Here is an 18604-nt window from a genome sequence, read left to right as displayed (position 1 = left end):
TTTTGTTCAGGCAGCCGCTTCTTTTGAAGAGGTCTCCATTTCGGTCGTCCGCATCTGTGAGAGCCCTCGCCAAAGTCTCTTTCTGGCGTCGCACTAATCTTTTCGCCCGCGCCAGCAGAAGATTGTCGCTATGCTCGCTTATCCATGAAAGTCGCTGTCAGGAACCGCTCCCGGCAACAGATGTGACCGGGTGCAAGTTCTGGCCATTCCGTCGGTATGGCTTAGCCGTCGCTTCACTGGGGTGGCGGGCCTTTTTGAGTTGGAACAAGCTGTCGGCACTCCTTGGAACCAGAGCCTCGTTGCGCGGCGGGTTTCGTCAAATCTCGCGATCGATCGCCACGCGGGCTCTGCCGTGCCCGCCGGTTTGACCTTGTCGTCTGTTAGGTTGGACCTCCTGAACAAGCCGAGGCGTCGATTTGTTCCGAGCACCAGCTCCGCCGGCCCTATTTCCTCGGTTTTCCTGTCTCGCGTTCCAATATTGCGCGATGCTGCTCAAGGAGAAGCTTCGCCTTGTCGAGCGAGATGTTGAATTTCTTGGCGAAAGCCCTGGCTTCCTTGCTCTCGCTTGATTGCTCGCCGCGGTCCTGATCCTGGCCGCCTTTTACGGGCTTTTCGTCCGCCATAGTTGCGTCCTTGATCGGGAATGGTGTACATAAACACTCGCTAATGTAATTTGTTCCGGGAAAAAATCCCGTTATTTAAGCCTTTATGTTGCGGCATCGTAGCAGAGAGTTCGCACGCGCACCATGTTTTGCGGCGCTGCACAATAGCAAGGGCGCTTAAGCGCATCCACGTCAGGTATTGAGCGCCAATTTCGATACTGGAAAATTGTTGTTGTTCTTCCTATGTTCCGTGGCATGAGCAAGACGCTGCCGACCGATTTCATGGCGATCTGCCCGACCGTCAAGGTGATGTCGGACGGGCGGCTCTGCATTCGGTTTGAGGGCGGCATGTTTCCTTCGCTACTCGGCAAACTGTTTGGTCTGACGTTGACGCCGGAAACGACGCTGGAAGATGCAGAAGCCCTGGCGGCGCAGCTCAAAAAGCATTGTCCACACCTCTTCGTCGCATTCCTCGACTATAAAGGTCTCAGTGAGGAAGAGCGCCTGACCCTGACCCGGATCTATGATGGGACCGGGTTGCTGGACCCTCTCAACGAGGACGAGGAAGGCAGCCGCTCATAGCGGGTTGATCGGCTGGATGCAGTCGTCGCCTTCGTATTTCCACGAAATGACTTGGCGTCCGACACGGTAGAGTTCGAGCTTGCCGTTGAGGTTCGAATGGCGTGCAGCTTAAATGAAAACAGCAAAGGCGGCGTCGAGCAGGACGAGGCAGCAAGGATCGCTGCGATGGATTTCATGCAGCCGCTCCGCTAAACTTGAATCTCAAGGGAGTTCAGCATGGAACGCCGGCTGGCCGCGGTCCTTGCATTGGATATGGTTGGGTATTCCCGCCTCATGGGCGCGGACGAGGAAGGAACGCTGGCCGCGTTCGACCGGCATCACCGCACAATCTTCAACCCCAGAGCTCGCCAATATGGCGGTCACATCGTCAAGACAACGGGCGATGGGGCTCTTGTTGAGTTCCCCAGTGTCGTGGATTCCATCCGGTTTGCTGTCGAAGTCCAGGCCGACCTGGAACGGGGCAATGCCGGGAGGGAACCAGACAGGCAGTTTCAATACCGGATCGGAATCAATATCGGGGACATAGTTTTCAAGGACGGAGACATCTATGGCGATGGCGTGAATATTGCCTCGCGGCTGCAGGAACTGGCCGAACCGGGTGGCATCTGCTTGGCCGGATCCACTCTTGAACATGTCAGAGGCAAGCTCGACCTCTCGATCCAACCTTTAGGCACGAAGCAGGTCAAGAACATTGCCGAGCCCGTTTCCGTGTACAAGGTGGCGCTCGACAAGAAGGCTCGGGCACTCACTACCACCCCGCCCGTGTCGCCTGTCCGGGTCGGAGGGGGCAAGCTGACGACTGCCGTTGCCATGGTCATGGCGCTGCTGATCGCAGCGATCGCGGGAGCTTGGTTCTGGGGTTCATGGGAAGCCGATCCCTCCGCAGTTGAACGCCTCGCATATCCGCTCCCGGACAAGCCGTCGATCGCGGTCCTTCCCTTCATCAATGTCGGTGGCGAGGAAGAACAGGAGCACCTGTCGATGGGGCTTACGGATGACCTGATTACGGAATTGTCCAAGGTCGGCGGCTTGTTCGTCATAGCCCGGCATTCCGTTTTTGCCCTTGGAGATACTACCAGGAATATTCGGGAGGTGGCGTCCGAGCTTGGCGTGAAATTCGTGCTGGAAGGATCGCTGCAAAGGACCGACTCGCGTGTTCGGATCAATGTGAGCCTTATCGATGCGCTTACGGGATCCTCCATGTGGGCAGAACATTACGACCGCCAGTTCGCCGATATCTTCGCTGTCCGGGACGACGTCGTCCGACACATCATATCGGCCCTTGCCGTGAAGCTTAGCGAGGGCGAAAGCGAACTGCTGGCCCAACTCCCCACCGAGAACCTTGAAGCCTACGACTACTATCTGCGGGCCGAGAAGGAAGGGTTCCTGTATAGCGACGTCCACACTTACCGCCGTAGCCTTTCTTTCTATCAGCGGGCGATCGATCTCGCCCCCAGCTTCGCCGCTGCCCATGCGGGGATTGCCAGAGTGGCAGTCGACGTATGGCGCAATGACTACAATCTGATCTGGTCGGCGGCGGTAGCGCGCAAGATCGCCTATGACGCTGCGGGGCAGGCCCTCAATCTGGATTCCAAGAATGCGCGTGCGCATACAGTGCTCGCCCTGATCCAGCTTGTGGACGGTCGGCATGCTGAAGCGATCGACTCCGCCAAACGCGCCGTCACCGCCCAACCGAACGATGCCGAGGCAATCGGCAATCTCGCTTTGGTCCTTGCTCATACGGGTGACCGCGAAGGGGCCAGGCGGGAGATCGACAAGGCAATGAGGTTCGATCCGGCGCCGTCGGCCAATTTCCAGCTGCTGGCGGGCGTGACGCTGTATACGGCGCGCGAGAACGAACGGGCGATCAAGCTTCTGGAATCGGCGCGCGGAAAACTGCCCGACAACGAGCCGATCGCCGAATATCGAGCGGCCGCATATGCGCATCAGGCCGATCTGGAAAAGGCTTCCCTGTCAGCTGCCGAACTGCTTGCGCTGTTCCCGGACAGCAATCTCACCTACTACGGCTACCTCTACGACTACTGGCGCGAAGAAGATCGAAAGTACCATCTGGACGGCCTGCGTCTGGCCGGCGTCACGGAATGGCCGTTCGGCTTCGAAGGCCGTGAAGCTGATTTGCTCAAAGGAGAACAACTAAAGGAAATCGTCGCAAACCGGAGTTGGGTCGGCAAGCACAAGAACGGGACCGAGTTCTTCCAGTATTTCGACAGCGCCGGGAACACTGCTTACCGCAGCGAGAACACCAATATTACCGGCGTCGTCGAAGTGCGCGACGGTCAGCTCTGCGAGAATTTTCCCGGATATTTCATGGACCGGTGGACATGCGGCCATGTCTACCGCAATCGGGATGGCCGCGAGAGCAACCTCGCCTACGTCCACGTGTCGCCGCAAGCCCTGAAATTCTTCTCCCCGGAGAAGCCCTGAACGGGGAGAAGAATTAGCGATCCAGGCATCACTGCATATTTAACTGGCGCTTCTCGGCCACCAGCGTCTGTTTCACCTCTGGCCAGTACTTCTGCGAGTCGACGACCTTCGTGGGATTTTTCCCGAAACCGTCGGCCGCTCCCGGATCGTAGTTCAGGTACAGCTTGCCATCGATGATGCGCCAGGCTTTTGGATCGATGTTGGTCGTGATGGTTCCGAGCGAAACCCCGTCTGCGCAGTAGCCCCCATATTGAGGTGTATATTTCAACGGGTCACGGACGAACAGGTCCCGGTTCTTCGCGCTGGCAAAATGCCAGGTGGCGCCCAGCCAATGGTGGGAGAACCTTTCGGTCCCTTCAACCGCCTTGTTCTCGGTGAAGTAGGCCACCGGGTCGTAGCCCCTGATGGCCACGTCCCCGAAATAGCCGGTATTCACAACCCCCACTTCCTGGGCTTGTGACAAAGACATGAACGCCAGGAGCGTAAAAGCAACACCAGCCGTTCGGACAATGGGCTTCATCATCATTGATCCGGTACTGTTCATCATATCCTCCTTTGCTCCGCGAGACGGTCGTCGTCGATCCGACGAGATCACTGCCGCTTGGAGCATTCGTTGTAGAGCCAGTCGCCGACCAGATCGGCCTTCTGGCATTCTGCACCTGCTTTCATCAGAAGGTCGGCGGCGTCCCAATGCTCGCGCCAGCCAGCCTGGGTGAGCGGAGTATAGCCGTTGCGCTCCTGGGCATCGATGTCGGCCTTGGCATCCAACAGGACTTTGACGACATCTGCGTGCCCTTCTTCCGCTGCCGCATGCAATGGCGACATCTTGAAGAAGTTGTCGCTGTCGTTGACCAAAGCGCCTTTTGACAACAGCAACTCTATAACCGGAAGGTTTCCACCGTATGCCGCCGCATGCAGCGCGGTAAGGCCACTTTTGTTACGAACGTTGATGTCCGCTCCCCGATCGAGAAGCAGCGCGACCACGTCAGCGTGTCCCTCCAATGCAGCGATGAGCAGCGGCGGCTCACCGGCGGGATCTGGCGCTGCGAGATTGGTGCCGCCATCAAGCAACTGCGCTGCTTGTTCGATGTCACCTTGTCTTACCGCGTCGTGCAGCGGGCCAGCGAAAGCTGCAGGGACGCAGACCAGAAGGCCGGCCAAAAAAAAGCTGTAGTACCTCATGATGCACTCCGCCCCCCATCTAAGCTAATACGGACGGAAAAATCAAAAATACCACGGTTGCAGCATGAAGATCAACAACACCTAAGTTGTTTCTACACCAGAAGCAGAATTGGTGGCGCATTGGCTTTGTTGGCGGACTGTTTCCACAGGATGAATAGAGATGTGCGCTCCTGACCAAAGAAGTGACCGCAACGCCCCGGAAAGCCGCTTCTTGATTTTCTGCTGGAGAGCCAGCGCATCCTCCTGGCCTTTCGAATCCGGCCCGGGCGAGGTTAATGAACGAGTAGCGTTGATCCGCCTCGGGCCGCCCTGCTATTCCTTTTTCCCAACAAGCCCTTCGAGGGCAGTAAGATCACGCAGCACAAGCATGCCGCCGCGCTTTTCGACGAGCCCCTTCTTGGCGAGGCCGCTCATCGCGCGAGAAACCTCCTCTCGGTGCGTGCTGATCTTTGACGCCAATTCCGAGTGCGTCGGCGCCGGGCTTATAAAGACCTGGCCATCGACGGGTCCAATTTCCTCGGCCAGGTGCAGCAGTTCGGCGATCAATCGTTTGCGCACAACCAGAGTGCTGAACTCGTAAACCCTGTCGGTCATCCGCCTTAACTGAGCTGACAAGTGCTCAAGAAGCGTCCAGGCGAAATTCGGATGCTTGACCACCATATCCCGGAATGCCGCCTCAGGCAGCCGCGCCACCCGGCTTGCCGCAATCGCGACGACGCTGGCCGAGCGCGCCTTTCCGTCGATGCCGGCAAGTTCTCCGAAAATCTCACCGGCCTCGATATCCCGATAGGTAATCTCCTTGCCGTCTTCCGAGAACATAGTGACACGCGCCCGCCCTTCCAGCAGGAAGAACACGTCACGGCCCGTGTCGCCATGAGCAATGATCAGTTCGTTGTGCCGATAGTCGTGCTTGTGCCACCGCTCATCGAGCGCTGCGATATCAGTATCGCTGAGTCTCGACATGAACCCGTGGGAGACTGTCATCGCGGTCTCGTTCTGGTTTGGTCAAGTGTACTTCGCCCGCATCCCGAACGAAAGAAAATTGATGGCTTGCAACGCTGTCAGAAATTTCCGTCCGGGAGCAGTGACTTTGCAGTGCACTTAAGGATGTGGGCATTCCCACAGACGAAGGTCGTGCAGCCCCATTAATATAAGGCGATTGCAAACAATCCGACGACGGAAAGGGAAGTGTCATGAAGCTTTTGACTCCCTTCAAACAACTGGCATCAGCGTTTCGAGAGTTCGTCGCTCCGCGCTACCGACCCGAACTGCACTATATGCGTGGCCCAGGGCCGGCATCCGCCCGTCGAGCGAGTGCGCTCAAGCATGTCCAATCCATCGACCGCTATGTGTGACCTGCCTTGCGGTCTGGCGCTTCGGCCGGATGCGCGCCGGCGCGATTGCTGCAACGCATATAACGAAGGGCGATTTGGCCATGTCCGGTCTTCTGGTTGCAGTTGTCTCGTTTCGCAAGTGGTTGCGTCTTCGCGCCGAGCGAAAAGCCATGTGGTGGGCGACAGACCAGTTGAGCCGCCTGCCGGATGACGTTCTTAGCGATATCGGCGTTTCGCGCGATGAAATCACGGCGCTTCTCGAACAGGCTCCTTTCCGCGGGCACGAAGACATATTACAATGTTCTGATATGACCGCGCAGAACATGCCAGCGGATTTGAGGTTCCTAGGGCCTCGACATGACACTTGAGATCGACCGCCTCTCTCAAAGAGTTGCCAGAAGCCGCCATTTCGACGGCTATAAACTTTGGCGGACCCAAAAGGATCTCGACGCCAAAATATACCAATTGGAGTCGGCAAAGCAGCCTATCCCGCTCGAACTCGCTAGAATGCGGGCGATCATCGCCAGAGCACGCGCATTCAGGAACGCGGCAACCTATCTACCGCTTCAGGAAGTCGATGAGCAGCGGGCGTGGAGTCCTGCGGGCGGTTTCGACCCCTACGATTTCGTCGACCATTACAGAGCACTTGGCGGGCGACGCGAGGCGGCCAAGGTGGAAGGCGACATCGTCATTCGGGCATGGAACGAGGATACCCCCGAAGCGAACGAACTCTGGAACAAAACGATGGGAAAGCTCGGCGCCAGGAATCAACTTGAGGTTGCAATCTGTTTGCTTGAAAGAGGGCGGCTATGAGGCCACGGAGTCAGCGTATTCCGTTCTACAGGCTACCCTCCGGGTCGACTATTGCTGGATTCGTTGTCAGCCTATGATCACGGTCGAAGCTTTATCACTCAAGGCGATTAAGGGTTAGGATTCCCGATAAGCCACCATCCAAAGTTCTCTGAACTTTGCGCCACCGCATCCTCTCAAAGGTGGTGCCCCGCTCGCAAGCGCGACTGCTCTCCGCGCAAATGGGGGCTGGGATCATTGCGCCGGCCCGATTCCGGGCGCCGCATCTCACGAAGAGCGCTCTTTTGCTGCAACCGGCTCAGGCTAGTCCTTTTCTCCTGAAGTGGATACTGTAGAGTGGCTCGCCGCCAGTAGTGTGTCGTATTGCGAAGATTGGTTGCAAGATTTGCGACCGAAGGGTTCTATGCTGAAGCCATGACACTTCTCCAACAGGCTGGCTTGGCCATTGGTCTGTCCCTCGTGGCGGCGCTCACGATCCTGCGCGGGACCGATCCTCAGTCGTTGAGGCTTGCCCGGGAGGCAACATTTGATCTCTATCAGCGGTGGGCGCCGCGCGCATTCGAGGAAATGCCCGTCAGAGTTGTTGACATAGACGAAGCCTCATTGCGTCAGTTCGGGCAATGGCCCTGGCCTAGGGACCGCCTGGCCACCCTGGTCGACAAACTATCGGAACTGGGCGTCTCCGCCATCGCGTTTGACATTCTTTTTGCTGAGCCCGACCGCCTTTCTCCGCGCAATGTTGTTGGTGACGTGCCCGGCGTTGATCCGGGGTTGCTTCGTCAACTACCTGACAACGACGAGATTTTCGCCCGATCGATCGCCGGTAAGCCGGTCGTCCTTGGCTTTGGACTTTCCAATAAAGGCCGGTATTTGCCAAGCGTCAAAGCAGGCATTGCATTCACGGGCGAAAGTCCGATAGCCGCCCCTCCTCACATGAAGGCAGCCACGCCGTTACGTCCGGAGCTAGAGGTCACCGCCGCCGGCATCGGGCACATCAGTCTCAACCCCGGCAGCCCATCGTCAGTCGTGCGCGCAGTCCCGCTATTCTTGAGCGACGGCGAGCAACTCTATCCAAACCTCGCGCTTGAGGCGTTGCGCATTGCCCAAGGTGCGTCAACCTATTTGATGATCGCGGCCCCGGATGCAGCGAGCACCATCACTTCCATAAAAGTTGGAGAGTTCATTGTGCCGACGACTGCCGCCGGTGAACTCTGGCTTTATGTCAGTCCGGACACGACGGACCGGTATATCTCCGCCGGGCGGGTTTTGGCGCCTGGCGAAGCCACGGCCGACATAAAAGCCGCCCTTGAGGGAAGCATTGTCTTTGTAGGGACATCGGCGGCAGGGCTTCAGGATATCCGTACCACAGCCTTGGGGGAGAACGTCCCTGGCGTTTCGCTGCATGCGCAGTCCGTGGAGCAAATATTGTCGGGCCGGTTTTTGACCCGTCCCGACTGGGCAAACGGGCTCGAGATACTGTCCATTGCCATAATGGGCGGCCTTCTCGTGGTGCTGACCATTTTTATCAGTCCGGCAATCGCGTTGGTAGCAGGTCTCCTGATTACAGCGTTCGCCCTCGTTGCGTCATGGCTTGCCTTTTCCGTTGCGGGGCTTCTTTTGGATCCACTGGCTCCAGTTGCCGCGGGGACGATTACGCATTTCGCCGCAACGTCGTTCCGCTTTCTGGTCACCGACCGTGAGCGCCGGGCTATCCGACGGGCGTTCGGCCAGTATCTTTCGCCCTCGCTTCTATATCGCATCGAGCACACGCGGAACGCCCTTCGGCTCGGCGGAGATGACCGCGAACTTACGGTGATGTTCGTCGACGTTCGAAATTTTACCGAGATAAGCGAGCGTCTGTCTCCCACTGCCGTGGTCAGATTCCTCAACACTCTTCTTGACGCGCTAAGCCGTCATGTCACCGCAAACGAAGGCACTCTCGACAAATATATCGGAGATTCGATCATGGCCTTCTGGAACGCTCCGCTCGATGTCGACGACCATTGCTGCAAGGCAGTCCGAGCCGCGTTGGCCATGCGAGAGACTTTGGCCGATCTCAACGCTGCTGACACCTTTGGCTTTGGGGCTGATCAAAAGGTTGGTATCGGGATCGGTATACACACCGGAATTGCGTGCGTTGGGAATATGGGCGCCGAAGCCCGGTTCAACTATTCGGCTGTCGGCGACGCCGTTAACGTCGCATCCCGTATCGAGGCCGCATGCAAATCGGTGAGTTTCGATATTCTCGTATCTGAGGACTCGGCAAAGTCGCTGATGGAGTTTGCCCTGCTCGACGCGGGAAAATTGGCGCTTCGCGGGAAAACCGGACGAACCAATGTCTACGTGGTCGTTGGCGATGAGAAGGTTGCCGTGTCGGCGGAGTTTGCTGAGCTAAAGCTTATACACGAGCAGCTTATCCAGGCCTTGCGTTTGCGGCCGGGGACCAGTCGGAAAATTGCTGCCGCCGCAAGATTGAAGGCGGCGCGGCTGACGGCCAGCTTGCAGGAATTTTACGACCGGATACCCCGCAGGCCGGATCACTTTCACACGAATCCGATCGCTGCGAACATCAATCTCAGCCGAACGTCCGGCTAGCTTGCATCGGCGGCGATTTTCCTGCGCCCGGAAAGGAATCTATCGCCGCGCTCGGTCAGGTTTACTGGGCCTGTCGGACTTGTCAGGTTTGTCCGGCTTACCAGGCTTATCCGGTTTGCCTGGTTTGTCGGGCTTATCGGGTTTGCCCGGTTTGTCGGGTTTATCCGGCTTGTCGGGTTTGCTCGGCTTGTCGGGTTTGCTGGGCTTATCGGGTTTGCCCGGTTTATCCGGCTTACCAGGTTTATCCGGTTTGCTCGGCTTATCGGGCTTGTCAGGTTTATCCGGCTTGCTTGGCTTGTCAGGTTTGCCGGGTGGATCCGGGCGATTAGGGCTCGGTGCCTGGCGCGGGCTGGACTTGTCCGGCTGCTGGTTGGCTTCGCGCACCGAGGCCGTGGAGAGGCCGCAGCTTCCGCTATTCGTCTGAAAGCCGCCCGAAAGCCGCTGATTTCCTGAAAGAAATGGTAACGCCTTGGTACTGCCGAGCGTTCTGAGCACGCCGGGGTTAACCCGCCTGGGATCGCTCACGCCGCCGGACCGCGTCGCAATCACGCAGTCGCATCGTCTCGTAAGCTGTCGACACCCATTGCTACCACAGAATCGGGCAGAGCCGTTCAACAGAACGACTGCGGTTGTCCCGTTTGCTCCGATATAAAAGTCGAAGGCGGTACCACGAACACCGATCGTCCCGGCAGGCGTCACAATTTCGTAGGCCGAGGAAGTCGAGTTTCCGCTGATCCAGCGAAACGTTCCCTTCGCGGCCTTGATGGTCAACTTCTTGACCGATGTCGTGTCGTCGAAAACGAATTTATCAATGACGACTGACGAGCCCCATCCCACCGCCAGTTTGGTGCCGTCCCGAAAGACGAACTGGCCAAGTCCGCTGTTGGACGTTCGAATTCGCTCGTCCCTGTGAACCGGCGCCTTCACGAACAGAGGGCCGTTCGCACCCGTAACGGCGGTCTTGATCAGAACGGCCTCGCCGACCTGCTCGGCCGAAGAAACTGGCGAAGTTGTTGCAAGCGCCAATCCAAGCGCTGCTATTGCGACGCGCGCCAAGGAAGACATCACATCCCGCTGTGCCCAGGAATTCCTTTGGATTTACTAAACATCTCTATCTTTCTCCCCAATGTCAGCTTGACGCAACCACTATCAAGCGACAGATACGGAAGTGCATTTTCAAATATCTGCAACTAATAGAGAAGATATAAAGTAGATATTGGATTTACGCCATATTACACCAAGCGGTTGTGGCAAGCCGCAATCTATAATTTAACCAGATTTTTAATCTTTTGTCAAATAATACTTAGTTAAATAACTAAACCGCGGTGGCGCCACCACCGTTGTGTGCTCGCTCAGCAGTACGAGGTACCGGATATCTGTGTTCCGATAACTCGTGTCGATCGAGAAGCGACCGCAGATGCTGTCCGAGACGCATCGCCAAGGCGATGATCGTCAGAGTGGGCATGTCGTTTCCGCCAGTCGGGAAAACCGAACTTCCCGCGGCAAAAAGATTATGAACTCCGTGCACTTTGCATGCGGAGTCCACGACGCCTCTTTGCGGGTCATCGCTCATCCGTGTGGTGCCCATATGATGGCGAACCCAGTTGTAGGCGGGTTCGATCGACATCTGCGCTTCCTGAGGATAGGTCCAGCAACTGTGGCCGAGCTTCGTCATTTCCTCCACGATCATCGCTTGAACCCGCTCAAGAGTATGTCGGACGAGCGGGCTTATATGCCAGTCGAGCTTCGCGCATCGTGAGCCAAACGCATCACGCTTGAAGTCAAGCGTGATGCGGCTCAGCGGATTAGGTTCCTGCTCAAGGATGGTTACAAAGCGATAATATCGTGGCGACCGCCAAGAACCGGTAAGCCTTGCTAGGCCGGCGGCGACGGCGCCCAAAGGATGCATTAGGACTTGTGAGCCGCTTCGGAGAAGATCCCGGTGAAGTCGGCCTTTCCTGAGCCAGAAAGTCGTGTACTGGAGCGCTTCCTCACCTTGGGCGCGCTTGAAGTCGACGCTTGGCTTGATCCAGGTTCGCGAACCTAGGAGGTGCATGCGCGCGCGCGCTTCGGGTCGGACAGCAAGCCCGAAGCCCTCGAAGCAACTGTTGAGGGCAGGGGAGGCGTCGAGATCGCGCTTGCGCGATGGAAGAGCAGGATCGTAGAGCGCCAACGACCTATCGGCCGGATTTGGGTTGAGTCCGCCCCACGTGACGCGGGGGTGCTCCATGAAGTACCGTCCGACCTGATCATGCTGGTTCCCCAAGCCAGCCTCGCTCTCGTCATTCGAGAGCAGCAGCAAACGGGCGTTCTCAATCCCGCCGCCGGCAAGAACGAACAGGTTCGCTCTGACTTGAAAGCGTTTTGTGCGAGTGCTTGCCACCTCAATCGAGTGGACATGATTTCCCAAGGAATTGGTTTTCAGACGTAGCGCAGTGGCATGAACGATTATCCGCAGATTCGGATTATTCCGTAGCCCAGGCAATAACGATTCCCCGATATTTGCCCGCGGGCTAAGATGACATTGCTCGGCAAAGAGCTGCTCCATGGCAGGAAACCCCCTGCCGGACGACGTGGTGGCTCCCATCTTTTTAATGCCGAGAAGATCGGCTGCTGCAGCATAGTACGGGTCAAGGTCCGCCCGCTTGATAGGCCAGCCGCTTAGGGGAACCCAGGAGCGCACCTCGAAATCTTGAAGGTCCAGCGGCTTGCACCAGCCGCCCCATCCAGCTCGACCGGTGCTGCCTCCGAACTGGCGGACTCGGCAGAGATCGAGCGCTTCGTAAGGAACGCCTACAGAAGTCCCACGGGACAGCCGCTGCGGAAGATGCTCATAGCTGAGGCCGCCGCTTTCAAGAATGCAGATGCTGCTTTTCGTTCCACCAAGGCTATGAGCGAGGGTTAGCCCGGCTGCTCCTGCCCCGATTATGCAAATATCGACATCGATCGCGGTTTCGGCCGGAAGATGTCGGGCATCCTCGATCATAGCTCTCCCACGCCCCCTCGCGCAGAGCAGTCGCGGCTTCCGTCCACACGAAGCCGCTGATCTAACAGGGGTCGACGGTACAATGCTTGATTGAGGGGAAGGAGATAAACGTAAGGAGTAGGCGAGCTACCCGTTTGAAAAACGTTCATGCCTGTGATGCCGCCATCACCGGGAAAGTTTGCGTCGGCTTTAATCACCCCACGCCGACCTGTTCTTTCGAACAGGGACCGGCTTCCCGACCTCGGCGGAAAGGATGACCAACTGGTCCAAAAGGCTGCTCACCCGAGCGGCTTCCCTCGGATGGACTCGCCTGTCCAGCCGATTGGTTGCTGTAAACGTGCCTGCAACCTCTCCAAGAATGTTGATGTCAGGCTGTTTGAGAGGTGTGGCGACATGCGTATTGCAATCATCGGTTCGGGCTATGTAGGCCTTGTATCGGGGGCGTGCTTGGCCGATTTTGGGCACGAAGTCACGTGCATTGACAAGGTTCATTCCAAGATCGACGCGCTCAGAGCCGGCCGTATGCCGATCTTCGAGCCGGGTCTTGAGCACTTGGTCGAACGCAATGTTGCGGCTGGGCAGCTCACCTTCTCAACGGAACTCGCCAAGCCTGCGTCCGAGGCGGATGTAGTCTTCATCGCGGTGGGAACGCCGTCCCGCCGCGGCGACGGCCATGCCGACCTTTCCTATGTCTATGGCGCCGCGCGCGAGATCGCTGGCGCTCTTTGCGGCTTCACGGTGGTCGCCATCAAGTCCACCGTACCTGTAGGCACCGGCGATGAGGTGGACCGCATAATCCGCAGCGTCAATCCCGCCGCTGATTTTGCTGTCGTTTCCAATCCGGAATTCCTTCGGGAAGGCGCCGCAATCGACGACTTTAAGCGACCCGACCGCATCGTGGTGGGCTTGGCCGGCGATGAGCGGGCACGTGACGCAATGGCCGAGGTTTACCGACCTCTTTATCTTAACAAGCCGCCTCTCATCTTCACGGGTCGCCGTACTTCCGAACTGATCAAATACGCTGCAAATGCCTTCCTTGCGCTCAAGATAACGTTCATCAACGAAATCGCGGATCTTTGCGAGAATGTGGGTGCAAACGTTCAGGACGTTGCCCGCGGGATCGGGCTGGACAATCGAATCGGCCCGAAATTCCTGCATGCCGGACCCGGATATGGCGGCTCCTGTTTTCCCAAGGACACCTCGGCGCTCGTCAGGACTGCTCAGGACAGCAATGCTCCCCTGCGCTTGGTCGAGACAGCCGTCGCGGTCAACGACCAACGCAAGCGCACCATCGTGCGCAAGGTCGTATCCGCCTGCGGCGGGAATGTGCGCGGCAAGACCATCGCCATCCTTGGGCTCACGTTCAAGCCGAACACCGACGACATGCGCGAGGCGCCCTCGCTGTCTATCATCCAGGCGCTGATCGACCTGGGTGCCCAGGTTCGAGCTTTTGATCCCGAGGGGATGACGCAGGCGCGGACGCTGCTTGATTCCAGCGTCAGCTATGCAGAGGGTCCGTATGAATGCGCAGAGGGAGCTGAGGCTCTGGTCATTGTCACCGAGTGGAACCAATTCCGCGCACTCGATTTCGGTCGCTTGAGGCGGGCTATGTCGAGCGCGGTCATGGTGGACCTTCGCAACATCTACAAGCGGGAAGAGATCCTCAAGCACGGCTTCCGCTACGTTAATGTCGGGGAAGGCGCCGCGGCCGATCTGTTCACTTTTGCCGAAGCCGCCGAATGAGATATCTGGTCACGGGATCGGCCGGGTTCATCGGCTTCCACCTCGCGCGCCGGCTGCTCGACCAGGGCCATTTCGTGGTCGGCTTCGACGCGATGAACCCCTACTATGACGTCCGTCTCAAGCACGCGCGGCACGCCATTCTGGGGCGCTTCAGCAACTTCCGGGCTCATATTGGGCGCTTGGAGGACGCCGAAGAACTACGTCGTGCTGCCGACGCCGCGGAGCCGGAAGTGATCGTACATTTGGGCGCCCAAGCCGGCGTGCGCTATTCCATCACCCATCCCAAGGCTTATGCCGACAGCAATCTCGTAGGCTCGTTCAACGTGCTGGAACTCGCCCGCGAGACCCGGCCCAGGCACCTGCTTCTCGCGTCCACCAGTTCAGCTTACGGCGCCAGCGACACGATGCCTTTTCGGGAAAGCGATAAGGCCGACTACCCGTTGACGCTTTATGCCGCGACCAAGAAGGCGATGGAGGCATTATCGCATTCCTACGCCCACCTCTTCTCGATCCCTACAACGTGCTTCCGGTTCTTCACCGTTTATGGCCCCTGGGGCCGGCCCGATATGGCGCTCTTCAAATTCGTCGAGGCCATCGAGCGCGGGCGGCCGATCGACGTGTATGGCATGGGACGGATGAAGCGCGATTTTACCTATGTCGACGACTTGGTAGAAGCGATCGACCGGCTGGTGGAATGCGTGCCGGAGTCGGGCCGCCCCTTATCCGGCGATGGCTTCATCGATACCCTGTCGCCAGTGGCGCCCTGGCGCCTGGTCAACATCGCCGGCGGCGAACCGGTTGGGCTCTTGCCTTTTATTGAAACGATAGAGCGAGCCTTAAACAAGCGGGCCATTCGCAATATGCTGCCAATGCAGCCGGGTGACATGGTCGAAACCTATGCCGACCACCGCCTTCTCGAAGCGCTTACCGGCTTTCGGCCACGAACCAGTGTGGCCGAAGGGGTCACCGCCTTTGTGGAATGGTACCTGCGGGAGAGGCCAGGTGTCCGGGAGGCAGTCGTCGCCGGATGATGCACGTTTTCGGTTCGATCGACCGAGTGCCGCTCGCGTAGCGTTTCGAATTGGCTATGGGAGGCTTCGTTTGATGCTGGATTTTCCGCGGCGCGCGTTCCGAAAAATCGACCGCCGCATCCGGATGGCCCGGGCGGCGGCGACAGCCGACGCCTTCCTGGCATCCTATCCGAAGTCCGGCCGAACGTGGTTCCGCTTCATCCTTTCCCACTATTTTGCCCAGGCGATCCCCCAATCCGCCGAGCAACCTAATGGAACGATCAATCTTTTCAGCATGTTCGGGATCGTTCCAAACTTCGATCTCGACCCGGTGCGCGGCATCCCCGCCTTCCGGCACCAGATGCAACGTCCCCAACTGCCGCTGATCTTGGTAACGCATCACCACTACAGGCGCTCGCTCTTCCTCGGGCGTCCGGTGATCTTCATGGTGCGCGATCCGCGCGATGTGATGGTGTCGGCCTTTTTCCATGCCACGCGACACAAACACCGCTTTTCCGGCACAGTAGACGCCTTCATTGCCGATGAGGGGCAGGGGCTTCCGGCGCTGATCAACTATCTCAATAGCTGGGCTGAGGGTTTGCAAAGCCGGGAGAGCGCAGTGCTGAGCTACGAGGAACTGACGAGAGACACGGTGGGCGCGAGCGCTCGGATTATCGAGTTCCTCGGCTACACTCCTGTCGAAGAGGCCTTGAGGAAGTCTGTGGCTGCGGCGGATTTCGGGGCGATGCGCGAACTCGAGTTGCAAGGCGGATTGCCGGCTCACGATTACGACCGGGCGGATGCCGAGAGTCTGCGCATGCGACGCGGCAAGGTTGGCGGATTCGAGGATTATCTGAGCGATGCTCAACTAGAGCGGATTCAAGAGTATTGCGAAAAGGGCCTCGTCCCATCGGCCAAGAGGCTGGTGGCGCGAACGGGCATGAAATTGCACTGAAGGCGCTTGGAATGGGCTCTTTAGCCTTAGCTTTGGAAGCAGGCCGAAGTTAGCTTCGTGTGGACCTTTGGCTTTCCGCTAAGTCCGCGCCAAGCCGTCGCCTCCACCGTTGAACCGTCGCCGCAAAGCACGGTAAAGCCCCCTTCTGTATGGCTTTGGACTTGGCCGGGCATGCCGAAATATTTACCCGGCGGCGCGAAGGGGCGGCCGGCCTCGATCACGATCCTCTCGCCTTTTTGGAAAGTGAATGCTCCAGGATATGGGTCTCCGACTGCCCTTATCAGTCGCAAGATGTCCGCGGCCGGCTCGCGCCAGTCGATAAGCCCGTCCTCGACCGTCCGTTTCGCACAATAGCTCGCAAGCGCGTGATCTTGCGGCGTTCCGACGCCCATATTGCCCGCGATCGCGCCCACGGCTTGCGGTACCAGTCGGGCAAGGGCGCGCTTGTGCTTTTCGTAAAGCGAGCGCGCGGTTTCATCCGGCGCGACGGCGAACAATTCCTGCGCGACGATCGGTCCGCTGTCGACGCTTTCGTCGAGCCAAAAAATGGTCGACCCGGTTTCCGATTCATTCGCCAGGATGGTCCAGGGGATCACGGCGCGGCCGCGAAAGCGCGGCAAAGGGGCCGGGTGATAGCCAAGCGTTCCCAAGCGGGCGACCGCCCGAAAAGGGGCGCGGCAGATCTGGGACCAGCCGATCACCATAGTCAGGTCGGGTCGCGCGTGCTGAAGTGCCGCCACGGTTTCGGGGGCGTTGATGTCGGTCGCGAAATAAACCGCCGCGCCTGCAACGCGCGCCGGCGCCGCAAGATCCACAAAATCGGAATGCCGCCCTGAAGCCTCGCGTGGCAGGGTGATCACGAGCGCGGGAGTTGCTCCGGCCGCGACGAGCGCATCCAGAGCCACCAGAGACCCTTCTACCGCACCCACGAAAGCAATGCGCATGAGTTACAAATCCCGCTGTTCCTCGCGTTCACATCGTCCTGCCGACGCTTCTATGTGATCATGTCGACCGCCGAACTGCATCATTTCAACCCCGCCATTGGAGGTAAGGGCGTATGATCGATGCTCCCTATGTGTAGCTTCCCGTAGTTGAGAGGATACGGATAGTCGAAGACAGCAGGCCCACCGGATTCGCCCGGCCGACGCAGAACGAAAGCGATGAAAATTATTCCTGAACTCGCCTTGAACGAGAAGGGTTCTTCGCCTTTCCGCTCTAGCCTGCGCGTCGCCATCGTGCTGCCGGCTTTGGGAGCCGGTGGCACCGAGCACGTCGTCAACGTGCTGGCCAACCAATGGGTAGCCCGCGGCTGGTCGGTGACGATAGTGACGCTCGAGGCGCTGGAGGCAAGTACCTACTACAGCTTCCATCCCGACGTTCAAATCAGGCGTCTCGGTTTGCCGCCTGAAAGGCGATCACAGCTTCCCGCTCTCGTCATGAGCTTCAAGCGCATTCGTCTCCTCCGCAGGACGCTCAGAGAGGTGGCTCCCGATGTGATTTTCAGCTTCCTTACCCGCACAAACGTGATGACACTGATCGCGGCGCGACGCCTCGACTTCAGCGTTGTGGTTTCGGAGCGAAACAACCCGGCTTTACAGAATGTGGGGCCGATATGGCGGACTCTCCGCGCAAAATTTTATCCGAGCGCCTTTGGCCTCGTCACCATGACGAACGGTGCGCTGCAATACTTCGCTCCCGAGATGCGCAGGCGGAGCTGGGTCATCCCCAATCCCGTCGATCTTCCCTACACCGGCGAGCGGCGGAGGGGCGGCAACATACTCGCGGCTGTGGGCCGTCTCGTGCCGCAGAAGGGCTTCGATTTGCTTTTGAAAGCTTTTGCGCAGGTCAGCCCTCATTGCCCGGAATGGACGCTTGTCATCTGGGGCGAAGGGCCTGACCGCGCTGCGCTTGAAGCCGAGCGCGACCGGTTGGGCCTGCGAGGACGCGTGGAAATGCCTGGCGTGACAAGCCGGCCGGGCATCTGGGTCGATACGGCCGACGCGTTCGTGCTCTCGTCGCGCTTTGAAGGGTGGGGCATCGCTCTCCTCGAAGCCATGGCCGCCGATCTTCCGGTGGTATCTTTTGATTGCGAATGGGGTCCGCGGGAAATGATCGACGACGAGCATAGTGGGCTGCTCGTGGAGCCGGAAAATGTCGATGCGCTGGCTTGCGCCCTCCGCCGCGTGCTGGGCGATGGCGATCTTCGAAACCGACTGGCGGCGGCCGCGGGTCCGAGCGCGCGCCGGTTCACGCCGCAGCATATCATGGAGCAGTGGGACGAGGTCGCCCACGCCGCACTTGCGGCTCGCCTTGCCGGAAGTTGAAAGCGATTGCGGGAGCCGCGGCAGGTTACAGAAAAC

17 protein-coding genes are annotated in these 18604 nt (G+C 58.6%); 10 read left to right on the top strand and 7 right to left on the bottom strand.

Annotation, left to right across the window (positions count from 1 at the left end; translation table 11 throughout):
* Positions 1–443: 443 nt before the first annotated feature.
* Entirely contained in the window at positions 444–623 is a 180-nt protein-coding gene (locus G6N73_RS24935; protein WP_165032557.1) for a hypothetical protein, read from the bottom strand.
* A 234-nt stretch (positions 624–857) separates the two neighbouring features.
* Here G6N73_RS24935 and G6N73_RS24930 point away from each other — a divergent pair, with 234 nt between their 5' ends.
* From G6N73_RS24930 to G6N73_RS24920, 3 genes are read left to right on the top strand one after another with little or no spacing between them, the layout of a single operon-like run.
* Entirely contained in the window at positions 858–1184 is a 327-nt protein-coding gene (locus G6N73_RS24930; protein ID WP_165032555.1) for a hypothetical protein, read from the top strand.
* A 51-nt stretch (positions 1185–1235) separates the two neighbouring features.
* Positions 1236–1376, top strand: coding sequence for a hypothetical protein (locus tag G6N73_RS24925; RefSeq protein WP_165032553.1), 141 nt, complete (start codon positions 1236–1238; stop codon positions 1374–1376).
* A gap of 24 nt (positions 1377–1400) precedes the next feature.
* Entirely contained in the window at positions 1401–3629 is a 2229-nt protein-coding gene (locus G6N73_RS24920) for an adenylate/guanylate cyclase domain-containing protein (RefSeq protein ID WP_165032551.1), read from the top strand.
* A 28-nt stretch (positions 3630–3657) separates the two neighbouring features.
* On the opposite strand, the gene G6N73_RS24915 is transcribed toward G6N73_RS24920, so the two are convergent.
* The 3 genes from G6N73_RS24915 to G6N73_RS24905 all read right to left on the bottom strand — a co-directional run bounded on the left by G6N73_RS24915 (position 3658) and on the right by G6N73_RS24905 (position 5774).
* Positions 3658–4173, bottom strand: a complete 516-nt coding sequence (locus G6N73_RS24915; protein WP_425484133.1) for a YHS domain-containing (seleno)protein — start codon at positions 4171–4173, stop codon at positions 3658–3660.
* A gap of 47 nt (positions 4174–4220) precedes the next feature.
* Positions 4221–4811, bottom strand: coding sequence for an ankyrin repeat domain-containing protein (locus G6N73_RS24910; protein WP_165032549.1), 591 nt, complete (start codon positions 4809–4811; stop codon positions 4221–4223).
* 312 nt (positions 4812–5123) lie between these two features.
* Positions 5124–5774: a Crp/Fnr family transcriptional regulator gene (locus G6N73_RS24905; protein ID WP_246252541.1), complete on the bottom strand. Its 651-nt coding sequence runs from the start codon at positions 5772–5774 to the stop codon at positions 5124–5126.
* Positions 5775–6195: 421 nt separating this feature from the next.
* On the opposite strand from G6N73_RS24905, the gene G6N73_RS24900 reads away from it, so the two are divergent.
* The 3 genes from G6N73_RS24900 to G6N73_RS24890 all read left to right on the top strand — a co-directional run bounded on the left by G6N73_RS24900 (position 6196) and on the right by G6N73_RS24890 (position 9550).
* Positions 6196–6513, top strand: a complete 318-nt coding sequence (locus G6N73_RS24900) for a DUF1127 domain-containing protein (RefSeq protein ID WP_165032544.1) — start codon at positions 6196–6198, stop codon at positions 6511–6513.
* Positions 6503–6958 (top strand): hypothetical protein, encoded by a 456-nt coding sequence (locus G6N73_RS24895; RefSeq protein ID WP_165032542.1) that lies wholly within the window; start codon positions 6503–6505, stop codon positions 6956–6958. Before G6N73_RS24900 ends, G6N73_RS24895 begins: the two co-directional genes overlap by 11 nt.
* 411 nt (positions 6959–7369) lie before the next feature.
* On the top strand, positions 7370–9550 hold the full coding sequence (locus G6N73_RS24890; protein ID WP_165032540.1) for a CHASE2 domain-containing protein: 2181 nt from the start codon (positions 7370–7372) through the stop codon (positions 9548–9550).
* 39 nt (positions 9551–9589) lie between these two features.
* On the opposite strand, the gene G6N73_RS24885 is transcribed toward G6N73_RS24890, so the two are convergent.
* Positions 9590–10615: a FecR family protein gene (locus G6N73_RS24885; protein WP_165032538.1), complete on the bottom strand. Its 1026-nt coding sequence runs from the start codon at positions 10613–10615 to the stop codon at positions 9590–9592.
* A gap of 250 nt (positions 10616–10865) precedes the next feature.
* On the bottom strand, positions 10866–12536 hold the full coding sequence (locus G6N73_RS24880; RefSeq protein ID WP_165032536.1) for a GMC oxidoreductase: 1671 nt from the start codon (positions 12534–12536) through the stop codon (positions 10866–10868).
* Positions 12537–12929: 393 nt separating this feature from the next.
* On the opposite strand from G6N73_RS24880, the gene G6N73_RS24875 reads away from it, so the two are divergent.
* From G6N73_RS24875 to G6N73_RS24865, 3 genes are all read left to right on the top strand, one after another.
* Positions 12930–14279, top strand: coding sequence for a UDP-glucose dehydrogenase family protein (locus G6N73_RS24875; RefSeq protein WP_165032563.1), 1350 nt, complete (start codon positions 12930–12932; stop codon positions 14277–14279).
* Positions 14276–15310, top strand: a complete 1035-nt coding sequence (locus G6N73_RS24870; protein ID WP_165032534.1) for an NAD-dependent epimerase/dehydratase family protein — start codon at positions 14276–14278, stop codon at positions 15308–15310. The genes G6N73_RS24875 and G6N73_RS24870 overlap by 4 nt, the downstream gene beginning before the upstream one ends.
* 73 nt (positions 15311–15383) lie before the next feature.
* Positions 15384–16244 (top strand): sulfotransferase domain-containing protein, encoded by an 861-nt coding sequence (locus tag G6N73_RS24865; RefSeq protein ID WP_165032561.1) that lies wholly within the window; start codon positions 15384–15386, stop codon positions 16242–16244.
* Positions 16245–16270: 26 nt separating this feature from the next.
* On the opposite strand, the gene G6N73_RS24860 is transcribed toward G6N73_RS24865, so the two are convergent.
* On the bottom strand, positions 16271–17188 hold the full coding sequence (locus tag G6N73_RS24860; protein ID WP_165032532.1) for a methionyl-tRNA formyltransferase: 918 nt from the start codon (positions 17186–17188) through the stop codon (positions 16271–16273).
* 240 nt (positions 17189–17428) lie between these two features.
* Here G6N73_RS24860 and G6N73_RS24855 point away from each other — a divergent pair, with 240 nt between their 5' ends.
* Complete coding sequence (locus tag G6N73_RS24855) at positions 17429–18568, top strand: glycosyltransferase family 4 protein (RefSeq protein ID WP_425484134.1); 1140 nt, start codon at positions 17429–17431, stop codon at positions 18566–18568.
* Positions 18569–18604 lie beyond the last annotated feature (36 nt).

Source organism: Allomesorhizobium camelthorni (assembly GCF_011045125.1).
GTDB lineage: Bacteria > Pseudomonadota > Alphaproteobacteria > Rhizobiales > Rhizobiaceae > Allomesorhizobium > Allomesorhizobium camelthorni.
This window is presented reverse-complemented; position numbering and strand designations above follow the sequence as displayed.